This window comes from Gleimia europaea ACS-120-V-Col10b (genome assembly GCF_000411155.1).
GTDB lineage: Bacteria > Actinomycetota > Actinomycetes > Actinomycetales > Actinomycetaceae > Gleimia > Gleimia europaea_B.
Genome location: NZ_KE150266.1, coordinates 1,437,293 through 1,459,734, shown reverse-complemented (window position 1 = coordinate 1,459,734; position 22,442 = coordinate 1,437,293). Strand labels below are relative to the sequence as shown.

Below are 22,442 nucleotides of genomic sequence, written 5' to 3'. Positions count from 1 at the left end.
CGCAGCTCTCGCGCGTGGAGCGGAGCGGGGCCCTTCTAATCTGGCTTTCGGGCCGCGAACCAGACCATGATAGAGCCCAACAGGCCAACGCCGAGGAAAGTTGCGGACACCCACAGGGAAGAACGGGTGGCCTGCGCAAAACCATTGACGAGGTGGTTCAAAAGCTCAGAATCGCCGCTCATCTGCTCGCGCATTTGCAACAGGTTTGAACCCGCCGAAGCCTTCGTAGCGCGGATCAGGTCGCTAAGCTGGCCATCCGGTAAATCTAGCGAGACAAGTGTGCTTGGTAGGGAACTGCTCAGCCCAACCGTGAGCGCCCCGCCCGAAAATGCGGTGCCAAGAGCCGAACCTACTTGGCGCACGGTGGACTGGGTTGCCGATCCTTGTCCAGATTGCGTGACGGGGACGTCCCGCAAGATTGTGCCGGTCAGCTGTGCAGAAGCAAGACCCAGGCCAAGTCCGTACCCGAGGAGCGGGGCAACGAGGTACACCAAAGATTTAGCCGGATCCATAAAATAGGCAAGAGCGGCAACTCCTGCGAGTTCTAAGCCAAGACCCAAAATGACTGTGCCCGCAGGGCCGAGCTTGGCCGCGATGTGGCGGGCAAGGCCTCCAGATATGAAGGCACCCAAGGCCATCGCTGCGAGGATCAGGCCGGCATCAACCACACTGGTTCCGTACGCGTTGATGAGGTAGAGCGGGAGTACGAACAAGAGGGCGAACTCGCCGATTGCGACCGTTGCGGCCGTCAGGTTTCCCCACGAGAACGTGCCGATGGCGAACATTGATAGATCCAACAAAGGGTTGCTACCACGTTTAGCCAGGCGTAGTTCCCACCAGATGAACAGCGCCAGAGCGACCAGCGCGATTGCCAGCGAAACGGGCACTACGGAAATCGCAGACGCCTCCGTCCACGTGAGGCCGAGGAAGTTGAACCCTGCCGTGGGTTTCCACCACCCCACGTGCGGACCCTCAATAATGGAAAACACGAGACTGCCGAGCGCCAAGCTGGAAAGTAAGAATCCCAACACATCGAAATGTCCACCGGCCTCGCCCCTAGTTTGGGGAACAACTTTTAGGGCAAGGAGCACTAGTAGCACGCCTAGGGGGAGATTCACGTAAAAAATCCACCGCCAAGAAACCCACTCGGTTAGCACGCCGCCCAGCAGGGGGCCGATTGCCGCAGCGCCGGAGATTACCGCGCCCCAAATGCCGAACGCGGCCGCGCGATATTTGCCGCGAAATATGGCGTTCACAGTTGAAAGCGTTGCCGGCATTATGCCCGCTGCGCCAATTGCCTGCACCGCGCGACCCGCCAAGAGCGCACCGGCCGATCCGGCAACACCCGCGATTGCAGATCCCGCTACAAAAATGATCATGCCTATCACCAGTAGCCTGCGCCGTCCCAGCCGGTCTGACGCCGAGCCGCTTGCAAGAAGGAGCGCGCCCACAATCACCGCGTAAAGACTATTCACCCACTGTGCGTCTGCAAGCGTCAGCTCTAGATCTCCAATTATTTTTGGTAGCGCCACGCCCACAATCGTGCCGTCCAGCACGATCACGCCCAGCGAAGCTGCCAGCACCGCCAGCGCACCCCAATCGCGTTTTGAGGGCGCCTGCGCTACCTCCGTTTTGCCGCTTAACTCCAGCGTTTGTGCGTCCTGCACTTTTCCTCCAACACTACGAAGTTTCTACTTCCATAGTGCTGAGGCAAAGCGCGGGTCACATCAACCGAAAGGATGAATTTGCCTTACTCCTCTAGCAGACCCACAGACCTTGCTTTTGCCACGGCTGCGGTGCGTGAGTTAACAGCCAGCTTTTCAAACACGCGGTTCAGGTGAGTTTTAACGGTGGCCTCAGAAAGAAACAGGGCCTTTGCCACGGCCGCATTGGTCTTTCCTTGCGCCACAAGGCGAAGCACGTCCATTTCCCGGCCCGTAAGCTCCGGCATTCCACGGTGTTTGATCTGCGCTTCCACACCGGAGCCAAGGAACTGTTCGCCGTGCGCGGCCGCAACAACCGCGCGTTGAAGTTCCCCAGTGTCGGCATCTTTGAGGACGTAGCCGGCTGCCCCCGCAGCTAGAGCGCCCAAGATTTCCGGTTCAGACCCGTATGTAGTGACCACCAGGACGGGCGGCCCGCCCATCTGTTTGATCGCGCGCACGGCACTGGTGCCGTCCATCGCGCCGGTTTGTTTGAACCGCAGGTCCATAATCACGAGGTCTACCGGATGGGCGCGCAACCAGTTGATCGCGTCCTCAGCTCGCGCAAAATCAGCAGCCACGCTCATGCCGCCCGCGTTTTCTAAAACGGCGCGTAGTCCCATCCGCACAACCGCGTGGTCATCGACAATTATGACCTTCACTCGGCCCCGTCCTCACTTATCGGAACCGTGGCGCGCACAAGTGTTCCCGCCTCGCTACGGATTTCGAGAGCGCCGCCCACTTCACTCATGCGCGCCCGCATAGCGGGAATACCAAAACCGCGCCCCTCTTGCGGCATGCCTGCGTCAAAGCCGCGGCCACTATCTTCAACCTCAAGCCGCACACCATCGGGATCCTCTTTCAGGCGCACGGCGGCAGCCATGGTTCCCGAATGTTCTTTCACGTTCACGAGGGCGGATTTGGCCACGCGAAGAAGCGCCGCCTCCTGCCCCAGGCTGAGCGCAGCCACGCCCTCGTCAATGTCAAAAGTGATGTTCAAGTCCCGGAGGACAGGTTCGGTGGCGAGATTGCGGAGGGCGACTTCGAGCCGCCCAGCGGAAAGCTCGCGTGGAGCCAGCGCCTTCGTTACTCGCCGGGCATCCGCGAGCGCCGCCTGCGTAGCCTGCAAAGACTGATTGATGAGCCGGGCAACCTCCTGCGGATCTCGGCTTGTCTGCGCAACCTGCAAAAGCATTGCCACCCCGGACAGATCTTGCGAAACCGTGTCGTGGATTTCGCCCGCCATGCGAGCTCGTTCGCGCTGCAAAATGCGTTCTTCTTCCGCCCGGTCTAGGAGAGTGCGCGCCTGGCTGAGTTCACGAAGCGCTTTGCGTAGCGAGGCGGCCTCGGTTATCACGGTTACTGCCGCCCACGTGATTACCAGGGCAATGCCAATCCCTAGTAAAGGGCCCAAAATTGCGCCGCCAACGGGATGATCTGGCGGCAGATGCGAAATCGAAAAACCCACCGCGATAAGGCCAGTAACGCCTGCAACAGCCGATCCCCACGCCGGCCCGAGCACACCCACCTGGATGATTACTAGCGCGAGCGCAAGCCAAATGGCCGTATCTGACACGGCAAGTAGGCCCACCCAAATCAGAGTGAGCACCAGCATCCACACGATCGTGTACCGCCCGTGTGAAACACCCTGCCCTAAATCGTCAGAGCCGGCGTGCGCGCGGTGTCCGAGCATGATTCCCGCCGCGTACGCGCCCATGAATGCGACGCCTAAAATGACGCCCAGAACCGGGTGCCCACCCGTGAATGCTCCCGCTACGCCTACAACGGTTGTTACAACCAGCAGAAGCGAGGCGGCGACAGTTAAAGCCCGCGAGTTCAAAGCACTCACATGTGGGGCAGACGCGAAGTGACCGCGCGAACCACCCAACGTGGCGACATCTTGGTAGCAAACATCGCTACCTTGTAGCGCACCGAAGGGGTGACCAACACCTGGCGGCGTCGAACCGCCGTAAGAGCCTGCTCCACCACCTGGGCCTCGCTGGTCCAAGAGATCTTTGGAACCTCCTCGGGAACCGTTTGCACCCTGTCATGGAACGCCGTATTCACCATGCCCGGCATGACTGCCGTGACACTCACGCCCGTCCCGCGCAGTTCCTCCGCAACACCCTCAGAAAACGCCTTCACCCACGCCTTGTGCGCAGAATACGTACCCATACCGGTGTCCGCCGCAACGGAAGAAACATTCAGAACCGCGCCGTGGCCGCGCTCAAACATGGCATTCACCGCAGCGTGCGTAAGCTCCATAACGGCCCGCACCATCACGTCCAACGCCTTCGTTTCAGCGGTCATACTGTTCTCGCGAAACGGCACGCCCAAACCAAAACCGGCATTGTTGACCAGCAGGCCAACGGGACGCTCATCTTGGCGGAGCCGCTCCACAACCGCCTTGCGCCCCCGCGCGGTGCTGAGGTCCGCCACGAGAACCTCGGTGTGCACGCCTGAGGCTGCCTCGATCTTCGCCGCGATCTCACGCAACTTATCCTCCCGGCGCGCAACCAGCACCAGATTGTGCCGCGCCGCCGCCAGCTGCCAACAAAACTCTTCCCCGAGGCCCGAAGAAGCCCCGGTAACCAAAGCAGTACCCATATAAATAGGTTAGGCGGCGCCCCCTCCCTTATGCCACATTTCGCACCGGAAGGTAGGGTTAAAGCATGCGACTAGCCACTTGGAATGTGAACTCCATCCGCGCGCGCCACGAGCGCGTGATTGATTTTTTGAACCGCGCCGACATTGACGTGCTTGCAATGCAAGAACTCAAATGCAAGCCCGACCAGTTCCCTCTGGACGCGTTCAAAGAGACCGGCTACGAGATGGAAATGGTGGGCTACAACCAGTGGAATGGTGTGGCAATCGCTTCTCGCGTTGGGATAGATGAGGTTGAAACCAGCTTCCCCGGCCAGCCCACATTCCGCGACAAGATTGAGGCGCGCGCAATCGGTGCCACGTGCGGCCCTCTGCGCGTGTGGAGCACATATATTCCTCACGGACGCTCGCTTACTGACCCGCACTACCAGTACAAGCTCGAGTTCATGCGCGGCCTGGCCGACCACGCCGCCACGCAAATGGAAGGGCGCCAACTAGCAGTTGTGGGCGACTTCAACGTTGCTCCATTCGATGAGGACGTGTGGGACATTTCCGTTTTTGAGGGCGCAACCCACGTGTCAGAGCCCGAACGAGACGCTTTCAACTACTTTGCGAAGCTCGGAATGGAAGAGGTCACGCGCGAGCGAGTCACCAACTACACGTACTGGGACTACCAAAAACTTCGCTTCCCCAAGAATGAGGGCATGCGGATAGATTTCATTTACGCCTCCCCGGCCCTCGCCCGTGCGGTTACCGGCGCGCAGATTGACCGCGACGAGCGTAAAGGCAAGGGCGCTTCTGACCACGTGCCCGTCATCATCGACTTTTAGGAGGTCGAAATGCCTGACGGACTACCGGAAGATCTACGGCCACCATTCGAATATTCCATGGCTTTCATGGAGCCTGGCCGCGTCCTCGAATACGGCGATTCCATGCTAGTTTACCCCCTCATGTCGGTCACCAAGCTACTTTCCGCAATGGGGGTTCTTGTTGCCGTGCAGCGGGCCATGATCAGCCTCGATGATGAGGTAACTATTGCCGATGGCCAGCGGGTTGTGACGCTACGCCACCTGCTTGCCCACACCTCCGGCCTCGCATTCAACGAGCCTGTGCTAGAGGCCGATATTGAGGAAAAGCGGATCTATTCGAACCGCGGTATTGAAGAAGCGTCGTGGGCGGTCGAGGCAGCCACGGGATTCACTTTCGAGGACTGGGTTGAGGCAACCGTTTTGGAGCCGCTCGGTCTGATAGAGACGCACATCGACGGATCCGCAGCATACGCTGGGGCCGGATCCATCCGCGACCTCGTGGCCCTTGCCCGTGAGTTTCAAAACCCCACACTCATATCGCCTGAGTTGGCGCGAGAGGCAACCTCTGTTGCTTTCCCGGGTTTGAAAGGCGTCACGCCCGGTTACGGCGGATATTCGGACAACACGTGGGGTTTAGGTTTTGAAATCAAAGGAGCGAAAGTGCGCACCTGGTTCCCGCGCGCGGCCTCGGCTTCCACGTTTGGCCACTTCGGCCAGTCCGGCTCGTTCCTTTGGGTAGACCCAGAATCTGGGCGCTCCATGGCATTCCTCGGAACGCAGCCCTTTGGCGCGTGGCACCGCAAGAACTGGCAAGCCCTGGGCGACCACTTCCTCGAAATGGTCTGACGCGGTGTTTACTTTGGTGCTTAATTTAGAATATTATTAAGCACCAAAGTACAGCAAAGGAGGGGAAGTGAATGAGCACTGTTCTCGACATAGCAAAACAATGCAACGGGTATGTCACCTCTAGCCAAGCAACGAAAGCAGGCATCCCCCGGCGAAAGCTCACGGAAGCAGTCAGCACTCGAGATCTAATACGGGTAGAGCGCGGCCTTTACGCGCTTCCCGATATTTGGGAAGACCAGTTTCTTGCCACACAACATCGATTCTCACGTGGCATTTTCTCTGACGATACCGCACTCTTTCTGCACAATATGACTGACCGCGCTCCATTTTCATTAACGATGACATTTCCGCGCAGTTACAATGCCTCCCCTGCCAGAGATGCAGGCGTCACCTGTCGTACATGCGCGGACGAAGTGCTCGAACTCGGCCTATGCGAGGTAATAACATCGCACGGAAATACCGTTAAAGCGTATGACTTGGAAAGAACGCTATGCGACCTTGTCCGAGGCCAGCAGATCCTTGACGTCCAAATAGTCACCCCGGCTATGCAGACATATGTGCGCCGAAGCGACCGAGACGTTGCAAAGCTTCTGCAGTACGCACGCCACCTAGGCGTAGAGAACAAAATCAAAGCCTATTTGCAGGCTCTGCTATGAGAACAAGCAATGCGATGCAACTAAAATCGCACATCAAACAAGCTGCGAAAACCGCCGGCATTCCTCCACAGGCAATGATGCAGAATTACGTCCTGGAGAGACTACTGGAACGCCTTGCTCTTTCCTCCTGGAGAAATCACGTGATTGTCAAAGGAGGGATGCTCATTTCATCTCTTATGGGCGTCGCATCAAGAACCACTCTTGATCTAGACACCACGGTCACCGGGATTACACTCACCCATGATTCCGCAAAAAGAATCTTTAACGATATTGCGTCTATTGACACGAAAGATAACTGGTCCTTTCATTTTGATCGCACAGAAGAGATCAGGGAAACCGACGATTACCCAGGCATCCGCGTCCACCTAAGAGCTCGGTATGCGCCCATGTCAGTGCCACTTACCATTGATGTCACCACCGGCGACCAGATAACCCCCAGAGCAATCGAGTACGAGTATCAACTTCTGTTCGATGACCGTAGCATTCACCTCATGGCCTATCCTCTCGAAACGATACTGGCGGAGAAGCTTGAAACCATTATTGCGCGAGGGATTGCCAACACTCGACCACGCGACTTCTACGATGTCCACGTCCTATGGAAACTCAACAGAAATAAATGCGACCTTGCCTTGCTCCACAGCGCCATCGAAGCGACCTGCAAACATAGAGGTAGCGCCACGGACCCATCTCACTGGCTTTCCATCATCGACGAGATCGAAGAAGACACGCTTCTGTTTTCAATATGGACAAGATATGTAAAGAAAAATCCCTACGCCTCAGGAATCGATCTACTTGAGTGTTGCCAAACGGTTCGGGAGATTATTTCCACTCTAGAAAAACACGGCTGATATTCCGCACCTCGGCAAGACGACGCCGAAGTCATTTGAACTCAGTACGCCGCAAAAGCAATGCCACGGCGACCACCTAATTCTTGAAAGAACACGACCACGGCACAAACAGAAACGCATAGAGGTGCTAGCTCATTGAGCTAGCCCCTTGGGCTCAGATTAGGCGCTGGCCTCCAACTTCAGCTCATCACCGCTTACCTTTACGGTTACCGAGCCGCCGTCCTGGACCTCGCCTCCAATAATCATGCGGGCCAAGCGGTCTCCAATCTCGCGCTGAATCAACCTGCGCAGCGGGCGTGCACCAAACGCGGGATCATACCCGTGCTCGGCCAGCCACGTCCTCGCATCATCATCAACATGCAGGGCAATGCGACGGCTGCGCAAACGCTGTGCCATCTGATCAACCTGAATGTCAACGATCTTCGACAATTCATCTTCAGTTTGCAGTCACTGATTTATGTATTGTTATAAAAATCATAGCGTGTTACATTGACTAGCAAGACAGATACACAAGCTCAAGGAGGAAATATGAATCTCCTGACACGTTCAATAACTCTACCTTTAGCCCTTACATTAATCTCTACATATTTCCCCTCATTTTCAGATATCACTGACGATTTCATCATTGGTAACGATCTGCAAAGCATGTCAGTTCACATTGACGAAGACGTAGAACTTACAAATGTTGAGGTTTACTCAACCGATCCGTTCACCCCCGATACAACACTTCGAGCGACAAGAGGAGGCGGATTTTGCACAGCTCCGGCAGGCGTGCAGATAACCTGTCAAGATGGAACTGGGTACGTCGTTAAAAAAGCTCCTGTTAGCCAAATGACACTGGGATACTCGTGGAACACTGCATGGTTTTCCAACTCTAATGCAAACGTAATCGGCAGAGGATATCTAAATAATAGAGAAGTGTGGAGAGGCGGAGGCATTGCCACATCAGGAAGCTTTACGGTGCCCTGGTATGGCCCCAATGGCTCCGAAATCATGTCCGTAAAGAAAGTTAAAGTTCGATCCATGAATCCACCGGCCGGTGTAACAGTAGCCTGGCGATAAACTATGCATAGACATCGCGTAGCATTCTTATTGTGTCTATCGTTAGTTGTCCTATCCCTTGCATTAGCAGAATCCGGCATTCTTGACCTTGAAAGAATTGCAAAAAACGTCGCCTGCACCAACAGGATAGACGTGCGTTCCGATCTGGGAGTGCCCGGAAAAATTACCGGGTACGACTGTTACAACGATGCGGAACAGTTGGAATATATTTATAGGACTTCTAATGACGCAACCATACTCTCCATTTCCATGGATTCATGGATTTCATCCACAGACTTCCCACTTTACATTTCGCAAAGCAACGATTCATACATCATAGCGAATGAAGATAAGAAAAATGAGCTGATAGATTCTGGCCTCATTCGTTCAAAGTCCTTCGCGGCAGTTCCTTCGCGCTCCTCCGAAGCCTGGGACACGTACGGGCCACTCGTTTGCGCACAATACGCCGAAGCACTCGTCTACACATTTATATTTCACCGGGAGGAGCTACCACAAAACTTATCTTCAGAGTTCTTACGGCTCCTCACTGAAAACTACGGAGACGTCGAACCCGGAACAAATCCGTCATTACGTGAGACTTCTCTTGCTACAAGAGCCCTGCTCGGCAATAAATCAGAATCACTCAACACATTTTGTCAGAATGGTGGGGAGATCTTCGATAATGCGACAGAAAATTGACCCTACGCGCCTATCAAATTTCTTGTTTCAAATCGCAGCGGTTATTTACGCGATTTCACTATTCACAAGGTCTGCCCTCACCCACCTGGCATTTGCTCCCAGCCTAAAGACTTTCAGCAGACCACTAGCGGCGACACTCCAGTTCATTACCAACGAGCTTCAAGGACTCACGCTACTGCCGGTTGTATCCATCTGCATCATTGCGGGCATTGTCATGCGTTCACTACCCAAATTCAGCGAAACTCCACAGAAGGAGCCAAACCAGCAACAAGGCTAGCCGGCAAGCCAGAAGACACAGTGAAGGGCTAGGAGGTTTTCCTCCTAGCCCTTCACTTGTCCAGGTTAGGCGCTGGCCTCCAACTTCAGCTCATCACCGCTTACCTTCACGGTTACCGAACCTCCGTCCGGGACCTCGCCTCCAATAATCATGCGCGCCAAGCGGTCTCCAATCTCACGCTGAATCAACCTACGCAACGGGCGTGCACCAAACGCGGGATCATACCCGTGCTCGGCCAGCCACGTCCTCGCGTCATCATCAACGTGCAGGGCAATCCGACGGCTGCGCAAACGCCCAGCCATCTGATCAACCTGAATGTCAACGATCTTCGACAGCTCTTCTTTAGTTAGCGCCTTGAACACCAAGATCTCATCCAGACGGTTCAAGAACTCCGGTTTGAACGCCGCGCGAACCGTGTTCAACACGGCCTCGCGCTGCTCGTCCTCACTCATCGAAGAGTCCACCATGAACTGCGAGCCGAGGTTGGAGGTAAGCACCAAGATCGTGTTCCGGAAATCAACCGTACGACCCTGACCATCCGTCAACCTGCCATCGTCAAGCACCTGCAACAAGATGTTGAAAATCTCCGGATGAGCTTTCTCCACCTCGTCCAACAGCACCACCGAGTAGGGGCGGCGACGCACGGCCTCAGTCAACTGGCCGCCCTCGTCGTAACCCACGTATCCCGGAGGCGCGCCAACCAGGCGCGACACCGAATGCTTCTCCGAATACTCCGACATGTCGATGCGAACCATCGCGTGCTCGTCATCGAAGAGGAAGTCCGCGAGCGCCCGCGCAAGCTCCGTCTTACCCACGCCCGTGGGGCCCAGGAACATGAACGAGCCGGTCGGGCGATTGGGGTCGGAAACACCAGCGCGCGAACGACGCACCGCGTCAGACACGGCGCGAACCGCGTCCACCTGCCCAATCAGGCGCTTACCGATGTAAGACTCCATGGAAAGCAACTTCTCCATTTCGCCCTGCAGCAACCTGCCCGTGGGGATTCCCGTCCACGCCTCAACCACGGCCGCGATCTCGGCAGGACCAACCCGCTCTGGGATCATCGGATCGCCCTCATCAGCGCGATCCTCAGCTTCCTCTGCCTTCGCAATCTGGGCCTCAACCTGCGGAATGTCACCGTTTTGCAGGCGTCCTGCTTCTTCCCAGCGGCCCTCACGCATCGCGAGTTCCAACTCGGTGCGAAGCTCATCGAGCTTCACGCGCAGATCGCCAACCTTGTTGCGGCCGGCCTTCTCGGCCTCCCACCTGGCGGTGAGTGCCGCAAGCTCCTCCCCAAGATCGGCAAGCTCCTCACGAACCTTCTCAAGCTGCGTAGCGGTCTGCTCATCCTCACCCTCAGGATCGGATTCGGTTAGGTAGGACTCCTCCATGCGAAGCCGGTCCACCTGGCGGCGAAGCTGGTCGATCTCCGTGGGAGATGAGTCAAGTTCCATGCGCAGGCGAGACGCCGCCTCGTCCACAAGGTCGATTGCCTTATCCGGCAACTGCCGGCCCGTGATATAGCGGTTGGACAGCTCCGCGGCTGCCAAGAGCGCGCCATCAGAGATGGTCACCTTGTGGTGGGCCTCGTACTTCGGCGCAATACCGCGCAAAATCGCAACCGTGTCATCCACGGAAGGTTCACCTACAAACACCTGCTGGAAACGCCGCTCAAGCGCCGGATCCTTCTCGATGTTCTCCCGGTATTCGTCGAGGGTGGTTGCGCCAACCATGCGAAGCTCTCCACGCGCAAGCATTGGCTTGAGCATATTGCCCGCATCCATCGCGCCTTCGGAGCCACCGCCCGCACCAACCATGGTGTGGAGCTCGTCAATGAACGTGATGATCTCACCGTTCGCCGACTTGATCTCGTTCAAAACGGCCTTCAAGCGTTCCTCGAACTCACCGCGATACTTCGCGCCCGCAACCATAGCGGACAGGTCAAGGGCGATCAGCCTCTTGTTACGAAGCGATTCGGGCACGTCACCGGCCACAATCCGCTGCGCCAGACCTTCTACAACTGCGGTCTTACCAACGCCCGGCTCACCAATCAGAACCGGATTGTTTTTTGTACGGCGAGAAAGCACCTGCACGACGCGGCGAATCTCCTCATCGCGCCCAATCACAGGGTCGAGTTTGCCTTCGCGCGCAACCTCCGTTAGGTCGCGCCCATACTTCTTGAGAGCTTCAAATGAGCCCTCCGGGTCAGCAGTCGTGATCGGCTCCTTCCTAAGTGCAGATAGTGTTGACTGCAAAGCGCTTGCACTAGCGTCCTCTTCGTTCAAAATACGGCCCGCATCCGTGTCGGATTTTGCGAGCGCGATGAGCAGGTGCTCCGTGGAGGTGTACTCGTCCCCCATGGCGCGCGCATCCGACTCCGCCTCCACCAAAATATTGCCGAACGCACGCGAGGCAGCCGGTTGCGAAACCGAGGCACCCTGGGTTGACGGCATTTGGGTTAGCGCGGCGCGGACCTTCTGTCCCACACCCTTGCGAGAAGCCCCTGCGGCCTCCAAAACTGAAATCGCGATGCCTTCAGGCTGATCGAGCAACGCATGTAGCAAGTGCATGGGCTCAACTGAAGGATTGCCCGCAGCGCCAGCGGTTTGCACGGCTGCGCTGATCGCCTCTTGGGCCTTGGTTGTAAATTTATTGTCCACTTCAAATCATCCTTTCGCCCACTGGGCAAATGTCATCTATGAAGTACAACGCTTCCAAACTTGAGTCTATTCCACTCAACTTCATAATTTTTGAGAACCAGCTCATAGCTAGCGGCGAATTCTCGTGTTTCGAGGTAGTCGCAAGCCGCCCAGTGCCCGATACTTAAAACATGAATGAAAAGATCAACATCGAACTACTTGACGAGATTCAGGGCGAAGAAGCCCTTGCCTGGGTAAACTCCCACAACAGCCGCACACTTAGCGCGCTGGGGACGAAGCGTTTTTTAAACATCGAAGAACAGATTAAGAACGTTTTAGACGATCCAGACCGCATCCCCTACGCCAGCATCAGAGGCGACTTTGCGTACAACTTCTGGGTTGATGAGAAGAACCCGCGCGGCCTGTGGCGCCGCCAACCGGCCTCGGCATACCTGCAAGGAGCGGACGACTGGTCGGTTCTGCTCGACATCGACGAGCTGGCCAAGCGCGAAGGTAAAGCGTGGGTGTTCCACGGAGCCTCCCTCCTCTTCCCCGAATATTCGCGGGCGCTCATCGCGCTCTCCGATGGCGGCTGCGATGCGGACGTAATTCGCGAATTCGACGTTGACACGTGCACGTTCGTTGAAGACGGCTTCAACCTGCCCGAGTCAAAAGGCGAATGCAGCTGGATAACAGCGGACCAAATCCTGGTAAGCCGCGACTTTGGCGCAGGCACCATGACCGATTCGGGCTATCCGCGTCAGGTTCGACTATGGAAGCGCGGACAAGACCTCGAGGACGCGCAGATCATTTTTGAGGGTGAGAAAAGCGACGTTGGCGTATTCCCCCACTTCGATTCGATGCCCGGCTGGCAACGCGTAATGATTAGCAGACTCATCACGTTCTACGAATCAGAAACGTTCATTGCAGACCCCACGGCACAGTACGTTCTCAAGAAAGTTGAGGTCCCAACACACGTAGAGGCCGGACCCTGGCGCGACTGGATGCTCATGCGCCCAAAGCAAGACTGGACCGTAGGCGAAAAAACCTTCAAAGCAGGATCCCTGGTTGCAACCCAGTTCGACAACGCCTTCGACGCGGACTTCGAAGCACACAGCCTGTTTACACCGACGGACGCCTCCGCCCTCGAATACGTCGCAACCACCAGGCATCACGTTGTGGTGAACGTGCTCCACCACGTTTCCAACCGCCTCGGCATCCTCACCCCTCCCACTACCGAACACACGGGGTGGGACAGGCGCGACCTCAAACTAGCAACCGGCAACGAGCAAGTTCCCGCGCACGCAACCATCCAAGTAAGCGCGGTTGATGGCCGCACCAGCGACCAGCTGTGGCTGCACACCACGGGATTCACCACGCCCATGACGCTCTCACTGCTCGAACTATCCAAATCCGGAGAAACCCTGAGCGCCACCACGGTTCGCAAAGCCCCCTCAACTTTCAACGCCCAAAACGTGGAAGTGAGCCAACACTTCGCCACCTCCGCAGATGGCACCAAAGTTCCCTACTTCCAGATCAGCACGCCAGGACACGAACCAGCACCAACCCTCCTGTACGGGTACGGTGGCTTTGAAGTTTCGCTCACCCCCTCCTACCTCGGCATGGCCGGCCCGGCCTGGATTGAGCGCGGCGGCACATATGTGGTTGCCAACATTCGTGGAGGCGGTGAGTACGGCCCCAAGTGGCACCAAGCCGCACTACAAGCCAACCGTCACCGCGCCTACGAGGATTTCGTAGCGGTTGCCGACGACCTCGTCGCTCGCGGTGTAACCACAAAAGAACAGCTCGGCGCGCGAGGCGGATCCAACGGTGGCCTCCTAATGGGCATGATGCTCACCAAGTACCCCGAACACTTTGGCGCCATCGTTTGTGAGGTTCCCCTGCTAGACATGAGCCGCTTCCACACACTTCTGGCCGGCGCCTCATGGATGGCAGAATACGGCGACCCATCCGACCCGAAGCAGTGGGAATTCATAAAAACGTTCAGCCCCTACCACCTGTTCCAGGCGGGCAGGCAATACCCGCCGGTCCTCTTCACCACCTCCACGCGCGACGACCGCGTGCATCCCGCACACGCGCGCACCATGGTTGCGAAAATGGATGAGGCGGGTGCCGATGTGCTCTTCTACGAAAACATTGAAGGAGGCCACGCCGGCGCGGCCGACAACAAGCAGCGGGCAAAAATGAGTGCACTGGCCTGGGAATTCCTCTGGCAGCACCTCGGCGGCGAATAGCCGCATCGGGCAGGTAGCCGCACCAGCGCCAAGCGCTCACGCAACTCCGCGTCAGGGACGCAAGCCAAGCACGGTTAGGGCATAAAAAATGATCGGAGCATTTTTCGCTCCGATCATTTTTACTTAGCTATGCGGCTTACCAGCCCTGCATTCGCAGCTCAATAGCTCTACGCTCGCGGTTCACACCCGCAAGTTTCACAATGCCCCAAATCAGCAGAGCCAAACCAGCAAATCCGACGATCGCCGAAATAATCATGCTTGGCCCGAACGAAGAGATCACGTCGTCAAAGAACTCGCCACCAAAAACGAGGATGCCCTGGCCATCTGCATTCTCGCACTTAAGTGTGTAAGTTCCAGCAGGCACATCGGATGCCATCGCGCCTTCCCCATCGCCTACTGGCACCAGCGGATAGGTGTCATTTTGCCCAACCAAAGTACAAGATGGGGTCACCGTACCAACCTGCCCGTCTAGCCCACTAGACGCTCCATCAGATCCGGACATGTCGTTGGAATAAACAACCGTGACCACGCCTGTGCTTCCAACTTCTACGCTCCCGCCATTTTGAACCGGCTCAAAAGAAGACGTGTCCAAGGACTGGAGCGCACCTACTGCGACGCTCATAAAGAACGCTACGGGAGCAATCACGAGCATCATGACCACGCCAATCACGATCATCGCGATCGAGCCACCCCTACCCGGAAGCTGCATTGGCGCTCGGCCACCACCATGGTAACCATTCTGGCCGTACGCCGGGCCATAACCGGGCTGACCGTAACCAGGTTGGCCATATCCCGGCTGACCATTAGAAGGCTGTCCATAAGCCGGGCCATAACCCGGCTGATTGTAACCGGTTTGACCATAACCGTCCGCGCCCTGCTGACTGCGGTTATCTGTTGCTCCATACCCGTAGTTGCCGTAGGTGGACTGGCTGTAGTCGGGTTGGCCGTAGCCGGGCTGACCGGCCTGATTATGACCGGCCTGCTCCCCGTTCAAACCACCGTAGCCCTGGCCATCACCTTGGCCGGACTGGCCGTAACCCGGCTGACCGTAGCCAGGTTCGTCCTCAATCCTGCGGCCAAACTGCGGCTGTTCGGGCAGCTGCCCGCCATCTTGCGGTTCGTTGCGGTCAAAGTCTTGATTGTCGCTCATGGTAAATCCTTACGCTCGCAGCCTACATGTTCATACTACTTGGGCCCGTTATTTTCCTAAATGGATAATGCGTAAAATCAGGGTTATTTGAGGGTAATTCCGGAGGCCTCTAGCCGCTGTTTACGTAGCAAAGCAGTTGCGGCAGTGTCGATTGGGTTCAGATCTTTTTGGCCGGTTGCAAGACGGATCAGGTAATCGGCCAGTTGCGGGTTTCGCGCAAGCACGGGCCCGTGCATGTAGGTTGCAAACACGCTTCCCTGCACCGCTCCGTCTACCCGCTGCCCCTCACCGCTTAAATCTAGGGCATTTCCGTGTCCATGCAAGACGGCTCCAAGTGGTTGCGCATCAGCCCCTAGCTCAGTAACTCCGAGGTGGTTCTCAAACCCGGTCAACGGCTCGCCAACGCTCTGGAGCAAAGCCGTGGTTACAAGTTCACCCACACTACGCTCTGTTCCCCGCCGGGTTTGCACATCGAGTAGCCCCAAGCCATCCACCTGGCGCCCATCCTCGTCCTCATAAGAAGCGCCAAGCACCTGCAAACCTGCACAAACCGCAAAAACTATCGCTCCGCGATCCGCGGCTCGGCGTAGCGCTCCGGACTCTTCAAGGCGCTGCACCGCAACCTGCTGCGCGGCGTCCTCACTTCCTCCAAGAAGATAAAAATCGAGGCTATCCGGCACCTCATCCCCCACGTGCACGGTCACGATTTCAGCGTCAAAACCGCGTTTTTGCAGGCGCTTTTCAAGCACGATGGCGTTGCCGCTATCACCGTACGCGCCCATCGTTTCGGGCATGATCAAACCGATTTGTAGGGCACTCATTTGGCCTCCTCATATTCGCGGGAAATCCAATTGTTAAGCCCGTGCGCAGCCGTGTAGTTCGCCACCACGTCCACGTTGCCTTCGGGCGCGCGTTTGAGGCCATCTTGCGGAGTTTCGACAAGCTCAAACTCGAAATCTGCATACTCGAGCCGCACGGCAAGATCCGCGCGGCGCTCCCCGCACACGATGATCTTCCGGCCTTGCAGGGGTGCGAAATCCACGTCCCACAGCCAAGAAAGATCCTCACCGTCCCCAACCCGACCATTCACCGCGAGGATGATGCAAGCATCCTCCTCAACCATGGAAAGCGATTCTTGCCATCCAGCCGGATTCTTTGCGAGGACAATGCGGGTTAGACGGCCATCCAAGTTGCGCCGGGCGTAGCGCCCAGACACCTGCGTGACCTTATTGATCTGCGCGATGGCCTGATCGATACTGACCCCGAGGGCGTGGGCAGCCGCAACCGCCTGCGCGGCGTTGCCCTGGTTTGCCCGCCCGGGCAGGGCAAGAGCGAGGGGGTGCGCAGCGCCTGCAAACACAACCGCACCATCTTCCACTGTCCACGCGGGTTCTGGCCGCGCGAATGAAGATCCGGGCACATGCCAAGAATCGCCGGAACGGACCACCGGAGTGTTAGTGCGGGGGAATGTCACCGAGTCAGCCGTCCTCGTCACGCCCGCAGACACCCAGATCGGGTTCTTCGCATCCCACGCGGCCGACACAATCAGTGGATCATCACAGTTTGCCACCACAAACGCCTGCGGGTTCTCATCAACAGCTTGGCGAATCCGCGCCTCCACCGCGCCGGCCTCGCCCACGCGGTCCAACTGATCGCGCGACAGGTTAAGTAGCACAAAACCAGCGGGCTTCACCGCCCGAGCAACTGCGGGCACGTAAAGCTCATCAACCTCAAGGGCAGCAAACTCGGCCTCGCCCTGCTCAATCAACGCGGCAGTAACGCCACCCGTCATGTTGTCGCCAAGCACGTTGGAGGCCACGCGTCCCTTAGATTTCAAGGCTTCGCGCACCATCGAGGTGGTGGTCGATTTGCCGTTCGTGCCCGTCACGATAACGATTTTCTTGCCCAGGCTAACCTTTTCTAAAACCTTCGGGTCAAGCGCTAACGCCACGCGACCACCAATCACGCCGCCCGAGCCACGGCCACTTTTTTGCGACGCCCAGGACGCAAAACGACCCGCATTTTTTGCCAGGGAACCTCGCAATTCAACCTGCATTGTCCGCACCTCTCGTTAAGATGAACAAAACTCAGTTTACAAATACTTAAGAGTTACCGAAATAATTTAACCCTCAGTTCGGGCTGTTAGGAGATAGCAATGAAGCGCCGCGCCGCACTGGTTTTACTCGCATGTTCCGCGATGATTTTAGGAGCATGCTCGTCTAATGATGTGCTTCCGGGCCCTCCACCCACGCCGATTCCCCTCACCGCCCCTTCCGAAACTAGCGTTGGGACCCCCACCTCGTCCGAAGATACCTCCACGCAGGTTGATCCATCAGCGTACGAGCTTGGCACTAACACGGAACTAGCGAGGGCCGGTAATACCGGCTACTGGTTTGCAAACAGCGACCATTCGGTTCTTTGCGCCATCATCGTTGCGGGAGCGGCGTCCGCCCCTTACGTTCGCTGCGAAGTGTTCCCGCCTTTCCCCGTGGAAGACGCTCCGTGCGACCAGGGTATTTTCAGTGGAACTGCTGCTACGCTCTCCGCAGAAGGAGCCGAGTACGGCAGGTGCCAGTCCGATGTGCCACTGCAGCAAATGTGTCTGACCGATCCGGCCTCGTTAGACGATTATTCTGCCGAATTCTGCGAAAATAACCTGTTATCTGCTCCTGTCCTGAATGATGGGGAGACCATCTCAGCGGGCGGGTTCACGTGCACGATAGACGAGAACGTAACTACGTGCACGCACGAAGGCGGCCAAACAATGAGTTTCAAACCCGGCGACGCGCTGAGGTAGCCGGCGCCAACTCTCGGCGCAGGTGGCCGCCCGCGACACAAACAACTAGCTTCTGCAGAAATGACAAAGCTGGGGCGAGAAAACTCGCCCCAGCTTCAATACTGCATTTGGTTTAGCGCCGGAAAAGTACGAGCGCCCCCGGTTTTGGTTGGTGTACCAGTTCGCTACCAGAAACCCGCAACCGTGTGCCGCGGCGAACCGTGTGCACGCTACCGTCCGGCGTGGCCGCAAAAACGCGTGAGCGCCTCTCGTTTTCCTCCTGCACCAGTGCGCGGAGCATTTCCAGCTCTTCGCGCATTAGTTGCATTGCCTCTGCCGTCTCATCCAGACGCTGTTTTAGCTCCAGAATCTGGCGAATGCCCTCCAAATTAACGCCCTCGTCCTGCGACAGCCGTTGCACTTCACGCAACCGCTCAACGTCGCTTGCGCTGTAACGCCGGCCCCGTCCCTTAGTGCGCGCCGGAGTGACGATGCCCAGGCGGTCATACTGGCGAAGCGTCTGCGGATGCATGCCCGCAAGCTCAGCAGCAACCGAAATAACATAGGTTGTGCCCCGATTGTTCGCCATAAGACCCCCTTTACTTACGAGCGTTTGCTTCTAGACCTTGACGCGGATTGAAGTCAGCGGTGAGCTCAGCGAGCTTCGTCACTGCCTCCTTCGCCTCCTTCGACATGTGCTTGGGCACAGCAACCTCGATCTCAATAATGAGATCACCCTTCTTATGCCCCTTCCTCACGCCGCGTCCACGAACCCGCAAGAGCGCTCCAGAGGACGTGCCCTCCGGTACTTTCACGGTAACGGTTGAACCATCGAGTAGCGTCACGGAAACACTTGCGCCCAGCGCGGCCTCGGCAAACGAAACCGGCAACTTCATGCGCAAGTTCTGCCCGTCCAGGCTAAACACCGGATGCTTCTCAAGCGAAATCGCAACCACGAGGTCACCCGCCGGCCCGCCGTTCACGCCCGGCCTGCCCTTGCCGCGCAAACGCACCTTCTGTCCGTCCGTCACACCGGCTGGCACGCGCACCGTCATTGACCGCCCCTCGACGGTCATTTTCAGCGTCGCCCCCTCCACAGCCTGACGTAGCGTCAAAGTGGTAGCAGCGGACAGGTCAGCACCCTTTTGCGCGGTCTGACCAAACGCTCCCCTACCTGAGTAGTCCGAGAAATTCGGGGCTCCCCCCTGGCCGCCACCGGCAAACAGGTTAGAAAGAATATCCTCAAAACCCGCGCCGGATGAGCCGCCAGAAGTAGAGAACCGAACCCTTGAGCCGTTTCCTCCGCCACCAAACATTGAGAAAACGTCTTCAAACCCAGAGGCAGAGCCGCCCGGCCCCGCAGAGAAGCGTGCCCCGCCGCCAGCCATCGCACGAATCGCGTCGTACTGCTTACGCTGCTTCGGATCAGACAACACCTGGTAGGCCTCGCCAACCGCCTTAAATTTCTCCTCCGCGCTCTTGTCATCCGGATTCTGATCCGGGTGATGCTTGCGCGCAAGCTTGCGGTAAGCCTTCTTAATCTCCGCCTCCGACGCATCCTTAGACACACCCAGCGTCTTATAGAAGTCCTTTTCCATCCAATCTTGTCCAGCCACTACTTCTCACCTCCAAAGTTTTCTTGCAATTACTGCGGGTTAGCCACGATGACTTTCGCTGCCCGCAGCACCTTGTCACCGATCTTGTAGCCCGCCTGGATTACCTGCGCAACCGTTTCCACCTGCACGTCAGAAGATGGTTGCGCCATTACGGCCTCGTGAATCATTGGATCAAACTCATCACCAGCCGCGCCGAAGCGCTCGATCCCAAACTGGGAAGCCAGCGTCTGCTCCAACTTGTTCGCAATCGCTGCGAACGGACCGTCCGCTAGCGCGCCCGCTTCACGGGCCGCAGCGATGTCATCCAGCACTGGCATCAGCGCCTCCACGACCTCGCTTTGACCCATTTTACGAGCGTTAGACATGTCCGCCTTCGAGCGGCGCACATAGTTGTTGTGCGTTTGCGTGAGGTTGTAATGGTCAGCCCTCGCGCGCGCAAGCTCATCGCCCTGCTTCGCTAGTTCTTCGCGCAGCGCCGTCGGATCATCGACGTCCGCTTCCGCGTTGACATCTGCAAGCTGCTCCTCCAAATGCGAAATATCGTTCGGATCAGCTGGCTGGTCGGGGGATGGTTGCGAGCCAGAGCCGGTGCGGGGGTCTTCCCCCGCACCTTCCTCACGGTCCTCGAAGGGATCGCGATTTTGCTCTTCACTCACTTGTTGTCCTCTTCTTCATCGACAACTTCCGCGTCGATGACCTCGTCTTCATTACCGGCGTCGGCGGCCTCGCCTTCAGCCTGCTGGGCCTGCTCGGCCTGCGCAGCCTGGTAGACCTCCTGGCCGATCTTCATGCCGGACTCATTCAACGCGTCAAGAGCCTTCTTCACCGCTTCGGTGTCGTCACCCTCAAGCGCCTTCTTCAAGGCATCAACATCGGTCTGGACAGCGGTAGCGGTGTCGTCCGAGATCTTGTCCGCCTCGTCCTTCAAGATCTTTTCCATCTGGTAGACGGTCTGCTCAGCCAGGTTGCGAACCTCCGCGTCCTCACGACGCTTCTTGTCCTCTTCCGCGTGCGCTTCCGCTTCCTTAACCATACGGTCGATCTCATCCTTCGGTAGCGCGGAGCCGCCGGTGATCGTCATCGACTGTTCCTTGCCCGTGCCGCGATCCTTAGCGGATACGTGCACGATGCCGTTCGCGTCGATGTCGAAGGTGACCTCAATCTGCGGAATACCACGCGGAGCCGGCGCAATTCCGGTCAGCTCGAACGTTCCCAGCGGCTTGTTGTCGCGAGCGAACTCACGCTCACCCTGGAACACCTGGATCAAAACCGAAGGCTGGTTGTCTTCAGCAGTTGAGAAGATCTCCGTGGACTTCGTCGGGATCGCGGTGTTGCGGTCAATCAGCTTCGTCATGAAGCCACCCTTGGTCTCAATACCGAGCGAAAGCGGCGTGACGTCGATGAGGAGGACGTCCTTGCGGTCACCCTGCATGACGCCTGCCTGGAGGGCAGCGCCAAGCGCGACAACCTCGTCCGGGTTAACGGACTTCGAAGGCTCCTTACCACCCGTCATCTTCTTAACCGCCTCAGCAACAGCCGGCATACGGGTAGAACCACCAACCAAGATCACATGGTCAATGTCATCTACCGAAATACCCGCGTCACGGATCACAGCCTCAAACGGAGCGCGCGTGCGGTCAAGCAAGCCAGCCGTCATTTCCTCAAACTTTGCGCGGGTCAGCGACTCGTCGAGGTGGACGGGCACGCCGTCAACCATCGTCAGGTACTGCAGCGAAATGTTCGTGGAGGTTGCGGACGAGAGCTCCTTCTTTGCCTGCTCTGCCGCGTCACGCAGACGCTGCATTGCAACCGGATCCTTCGACAGGTCGTTACCGGTCTTGCTTTTGACCTGGCTAACCAGCCAGTCCACGATCACCTTGTCCCAGTCGTCACCGCCCAGACGGTTATCACCGGAGGTTGCGCGAACCTCGATCGTGGAGAACTCGGCACCATCCTCCGAGTCCTTACCGATTTCGAGGAGCGAAACGTCAAACGTGCCGCCACCGAGATCGAACACGAGGATAAGTTCGTCTTCCTTACCCTTTTCGAGGCCGTATGCGAGAGCGGCCGCGGTGGGCTCGTTCACGATACGGGTTACGTTCATGCCGGCAATGCGACCCGCGTCCTTCGTTGCCTGACGCTCAGCATCGTTGAAGTATGCGGGAACAGTAATCACCGCGTCGGTGATCGGCTCACCCAGGTACTCTTCTGCGTCGCGCTTAAGCTTGCCGAGAATACGAGCTGAGATTTCCTGAGCCGTGTAAGATTTATCGTCAATCTTCACCTCCCAGTCGGTGCCCATGTGGCGCTTAACCGACATGATTGTGCGATCAACGTTGGTTACTGCCTGGCGCTTAGCGATTTCGCCTACCAGGACCTCACCCGTTTTTGAGAATGCGACAACGGACGGGGTGGTACGCATGCCCTCCGCGTTCGCAATGATTGTGGGCTCGCCACCTTCGAGCGTAGCGATTGCCGAGTTCGTGGTGCCAAGGTCAATACCTACTGCACGTGCCATATCAA

At 57.4% G+C, this 22,442-nt stretch carries 21 protein-coding genes and 1 pseudogene; 9 read left to right on the top strand and 13 right to left on the bottom strand.

Translation table 11 applies throughout. From position 1 onward, the window contains the following. Positions 1-35: 35 nt before the first annotated feature. The 4 genes from HMPREF9238_RS06610 to HMPREF9238_RS06595 all read right to left on the bottom strand — a co-directional run bounded on the left by HMPREF9238_RS06610 (position 36) and on the right by HMPREF9238_RS06595 (position 4,310). The gene (locus HMPREF9238_RS06610) at positions 36-1,667 is read right to left on the bottom strand and encodes an MFS transporter (protein WP_016444684.1); all 1,632 of its coding nucleotides are present in this window, start codon (positions 1,665-1,667) and stop codon (positions 36-38) included. Positions 1,668-1,750: 83 nt separating this feature from the next. Next, a complete protein-coding gene (locus HMPREF9238_RS06605; RefSeq protein ID WP_016444683.1) occupies positions 1,751-2,365 on the bottom strand; it encodes a response regulator transcription factor in 615 nt (204 codons plus the stop codon). Continuing rightward, complete coding sequence (locus HMPREF9238_RS06600; RefSeq protein ID WP_016444682.1) at positions 2,362-3,552, bottom strand: sensor histidine kinase; 1,191 nt, start codon at positions 3,550-3,552, stop codon at positions 2,362-2,364. The genes HMPREF9238_RS06605 and HMPREF9238_RS06600 overlap by 4 nt, the downstream gene beginning before the upstream one ends. After that, positions 3,549-4,310 (bottom strand): SDR family NAD(P)-dependent oxidoreductase, encoded by a 762-nt coding sequence (locus HMPREF9238_RS06595; RefSeq protein ID WP_016444681.1) that lies wholly within the window; start codon positions 4,308-4,310, stop codon positions 3,549-3,551. Before HMPREF9238_RS06595 ends, HMPREF9238_RS06600 begins: the two co-directional genes overlap by 4 nt. A gap of 65 nt (positions 4,311-4,375) precedes the next feature. On the opposite strand from HMPREF9238_RS06595, the gene HMPREF9238_RS06590 reads away from it, so the two are divergent. From HMPREF9238_RS06590 to HMPREF9238_RS06575, 4 genes are all read left to right on the top strand, one after another. Next, positions 4,376-5,137 carry an exodeoxyribonuclease III gene (locus tag HMPREF9238_RS06590; RefSeq protein ID WP_016444680.1) on the top strand — a complete coding sequence of 254 codons (762 nt, stop codon included), beginning with the start codon at positions 4,376-4,378 and terminating at the stop codon, positions 5,135-5,137. A gap of 9 nt (positions 5,138-5,146) precedes the next feature. Further along, positions 5,147-5,962 (top strand): serine hydrolase domain-containing protein, encoded by an 816-nt coding sequence (locus HMPREF9238_RS06585; RefSeq protein WP_016444679.1) that lies wholly within the window; start codon positions 5,147-5,149, stop codon positions 5,960-5,962. Between the two features lie 71 nt (positions 5,963-6,033). Next, a complete protein-coding gene (locus HMPREF9238_RS06580) occupies positions 6,034-6,618 on the top strand; it encodes a type IV toxin-antitoxin system AbiEi family antitoxin domain-containing protein (protein WP_016444678.1) in 585 nt (194 codons plus the stop codon). Continuing rightward, positions 6,615-7,466 (top strand): nucleotidyl transferase AbiEii/AbiGii toxin family protein, encoded by an 852-nt coding sequence (locus HMPREF9238_RS06575; protein WP_016444677.1) that lies wholly within the window; start codon positions 6,615-6,617, stop codon positions 7,464-7,466. Before HMPREF9238_RS06580 ends, HMPREF9238_RS06575 begins: the two co-directional genes overlap by 4 nt. A gap of 159 nt (positions 7,467-7,625) precedes the next feature. Here HMPREF9238_RS06575 and HMPREF9238_RS06570 read toward each other — a convergent pair. After that, positions 7,626-7,907 (bottom strand): annotated as a pseudogene (locus HMPREF9238_RS06570) (ClpB D2-like domain containing protein); the annotation flags it as partial. Between the two features lie 87 nt (positions 7,908-7,994). On the opposite strand from HMPREF9238_RS06570, the gene HMPREF9238_RS08905 reads away from it, so the two are divergent. Genes HMPREF9238_RS08905 through HMPREF9238_RS06560 form a run of 3 tightly spaced genes read left to right on the top strand, consistent with a single transcriptional unit; the run spans position 7,995 to position 9,483 of the window. After that, positions 7,995-8,528 (top strand): hypothetical protein, encoded by a 534-nt coding sequence (locus HMPREF9238_RS08905; protein ID WP_016444675.1) that lies wholly within the window; start codon positions 7,995-7,997, stop codon positions 8,526-8,528. A 3-nt stretch (positions 8,529-8,531) separates the two neighbouring features. After that, the gene (locus HMPREF9238_RS06565) at positions 8,532-9,206 is read left to right on the top strand and encodes a hypothetical protein (RefSeq protein ID WP_040316518.1); all 675 of its coding nucleotides are present in this window, start codon (positions 8,532-8,534) and stop codon (positions 9,204-9,206) included. Next, complete coding sequence (locus tag HMPREF9238_RS06560; protein ID WP_016444673.1) at positions 9,190-9,483, top strand: hypothetical protein; 294 nt, start codon at positions 9,190-9,192, stop codon at positions 9,481-9,483. Before HMPREF9238_RS06565 ends, HMPREF9238_RS06560 begins: the two co-directional genes overlap by 17 nt. Positions 9,484-9,548: 65 nt before the next feature. Here HMPREF9238_RS06560 and clpB read toward each other — a convergent pair whose 3' ends face one another. Further along, the gene (gene clpB, locus HMPREF9238_RS06555; protein ID WP_016444672.1) at positions 9,549-12,143 is read right to left on the bottom strand and encodes an ATP-dependent chaperone ClpB; all 2,595 of its coding nucleotides are present in this window, start codon (positions 12,141-12,143) and stop codon (positions 9,549-9,551) included. A 170-nt stretch (positions 12,144-12,313) separates the two neighbouring features. Between clpB and HMPREF9238_RS06550 the strand changes: the two genes are divergently transcribed. Continuing rightward, positions 12,314-14,377: a prolyl oligopeptidase family serine peptidase gene (locus HMPREF9238_RS06550; protein ID WP_016444671.1), complete on the top strand. Its 2,064-nt coding sequence runs from the start codon at positions 12,314-12,316 to the stop codon at positions 14,375-14,377. Positions 14,378-14,513: 136 nt separating this feature from the next. Here HMPREF9238_RS06550 and HMPREF9238_RS09145 read toward each other — a convergent pair whose 3' ends face one another. The 3 genes from HMPREF9238_RS09145 to HMPREF9238_RS06535 form a co-directional block, all read right to left on the bottom strand. After that, positions 14,514-15,527 (bottom strand): hypothetical protein, encoded by a 1,014-nt coding sequence (locus HMPREF9238_RS09145; protein ID WP_016444670.1) that lies wholly within the window; start codon positions 15,525-15,527, stop codon positions 14,514-14,516. Positions 15,528-15,610: 83 nt separating this feature from the next. Then, positions 15,611-16,348 (bottom strand): type 1 glutamine amidotransferase, encoded by a 738-nt coding sequence (locus HMPREF9238_RS06540; protein ID WP_016444669.1) that lies wholly within the window; start codon positions 16,346-16,348, stop codon positions 15,611-15,613. Then, the gene (locus HMPREF9238_RS06535; RefSeq protein ID WP_016444668.1) at positions 16,345-17,583 is read right to left on the bottom strand and encodes a MurT ligase domain-containing protein; all 1,239 of its coding nucleotides are present in this window, start codon (positions 17,581-17,583) and stop codon (positions 16,345-16,347) included. Before HMPREF9238_RS06535 ends, HMPREF9238_RS06540 begins: the two co-directional genes overlap by 4 nt. A 99-nt stretch (positions 17,584-17,682) precedes the next feature. Here HMPREF9238_RS06535 and HMPREF9238_RS06530 point away from each other — a divergent pair, with 99 nt between their 5' ends. Continuing rightward, the gene (locus tag HMPREF9238_RS06530; RefSeq protein WP_016444667.1) at positions 17,683-18,324 is read left to right on the top strand and encodes a hypothetical protein; all 642 of its coding nucleotides are present in this window, start codon (positions 17,683-17,685) and stop codon (positions 18,322-18,324) included. Positions 18,325-18,436: 112 nt separating this feature from the next. On the opposite strand, the gene HMPREF9238_RS06525 is transcribed toward HMPREF9238_RS06530, so the two are convergent. Genes HMPREF9238_RS06525 through dnaK form a run of 4 tightly spaced genes read right to left on the bottom strand, consistent with a single transcriptional unit; the run spans position 18,437 to position 22,437 of the window. Continuing rightward, the gene (locus HMPREF9238_RS06525) at positions 18,437-18,892 is read right to left on the bottom strand and encodes a heat shock protein transcriptional repressor HspR (RefSeq protein WP_016444666.1); all 456 of its coding nucleotides are present in this window, start codon (positions 18,890-18,892) and stop codon (positions 18,437-18,439) included. A 10-nt stretch (positions 18,893-18,902) separates the two neighbouring features. Then, entirely contained in the window at positions 18,903-19,919 is a 1,017-nt protein-coding gene (locus HMPREF9238_RS06520) for a DnaJ C-terminal domain-containing protein (protein ID WP_016444665.1), read from the bottom strand. A gap of 29 nt (positions 19,920-19,948) precedes the next feature. Continuing rightward, positions 19,949-20,575: a nucleotide exchange factor GrpE gene (locus tag HMPREF9238_RS06515; RefSeq protein ID WP_016444664.1), complete on the bottom strand. Its 627-nt coding sequence runs from the start codon at positions 20,573-20,575 to the stop codon at positions 19,949-19,951. Beyond that, complete coding sequence (dnaK, locus tag HMPREF9238_RS06510; protein WP_016444663.1) at positions 20,572-22,437, bottom strand: molecular chaperone DnaK; 1,866 nt, start codon at positions 22,435-22,437, stop codon at positions 20,572-20,574. The genes HMPREF9238_RS06515 and dnaK overlap by 4 nt, the downstream gene beginning before the upstream one ends. Between the last annotated feature and the right edge of the window lie 5 nt (positions 22,438-22,442).

What these genes read in the sequence shown, in the direction of transcription:
- dnaK (WP_016444663.1), bottom strand. Translation starts at nt 22,437, where the DNA reads ATGGCACGTGCAGTAGGTATTGACCTTGGCACCACGAACTCGGCAATC.
- HMPREF9238_RS06580 (WP_016444678.1), top strand. Translation starts at nt 6,034, where the DNA reads ATGAGCACTGTTCTCGACATAGCAAAACAATGCAACGGGTATGTCACC.
- HMPREF9238_RS06530 (WP_016444667.1), top strand. Translation starts at nt 17,683, where the DNA reads ATGAAGCGCCGCGCCGCACTGGTTTTACTCGCATGTTCCGCGATGATT.
- HMPREF9238_RS06565 (WP_040316518.1), top strand. Translation starts at nt 8,532, where the DNA reads ATGCATAGACATCGCGTAGCATTCTTATTGTGTCTATCGTTAGTTGTC.
- HMPREF9238_RS06550 (WP_016444671.1), top strand. Translation starts at nt 12,314, where the DNA reads ATGAATGAAAAGATCAACATCGAACTACTTGACGAGATTCAGGGCGAA.
- HMPREF9238_RS06590 (WP_016444680.1), top strand. Translation starts at nt 4,376, where the DNA reads ATGCGACTAGCCACTTGGAATGTGAACTCCATCCGCGCGCGCCACGAG.
- HMPREF9238_RS06525 (WP_016444666.1), bottom strand. Translation starts at nt 18,892, where the DNA reads ATGGCGAACAATCGGGGCACAACCTATGTTATTTCGGTTGCTGCTGAG.
- HMPREF9238_RS09145 (WP_016444670.1), bottom strand. Translation starts at nt 15,527, where the DNA reads ATGAGCGACAATCAAGACTTTGACCGCAACGAACCGCAAGATGGCGGG.
- HMPREF9238_RS06595 (WP_016444681.1), bottom strand. Translation starts at nt 4,310, where the DNA reads ATGGGTACTGCTTTGGTTACCGGGGCTTCTTCGGGCCTCGGGGAAGAG.
- HMPREF9238_RS06535 (WP_016444668.1), bottom strand. Translation starts at nt 17,583, where the DNA reads ATGCAGGTTGAATTGCGAGGTTCCCTGGCAAAAAATGCGGGTCGTTTT.
- HMPREF9238_RS08905 (WP_016444675.1), top strand. Translation starts at nt 7,995, where the DNA reads ATGAATCTCCTGACACGTTCAATAACTCTACCTTTAGCCCTTACATTA.
- HMPREF9238_RS06575 (WP_016444677.1), top strand. Translation starts at nt 6,615, where the DNA reads ATGAGAACAAGCAATGCGATGCAACTAAAATCGCACATCAAACAAGCT.
- HMPREF9238_RS06585 (WP_016444679.1), top strand. Translation starts at nt 5,147, where the DNA reads ATGCCTGACGGACTACCGGAAGATCTACGGCCACCATTCGAATATTCC.
- HMPREF9238_RS06560 (WP_016444673.1), top strand. Translation starts at nt 9,190, where the DNA reads ATGCGACAGAAAATTGACCCTACGCGCCTATCAAATTTCTTGTTTCAA.
- HMPREF9238_RS06540 (WP_016444669.1), bottom strand. Translation starts at nt 16,348, where the DNA reads ATGAGTGCCCTACAAATCGGTTTGATCATGCCCGAAACGATGGGCGCG.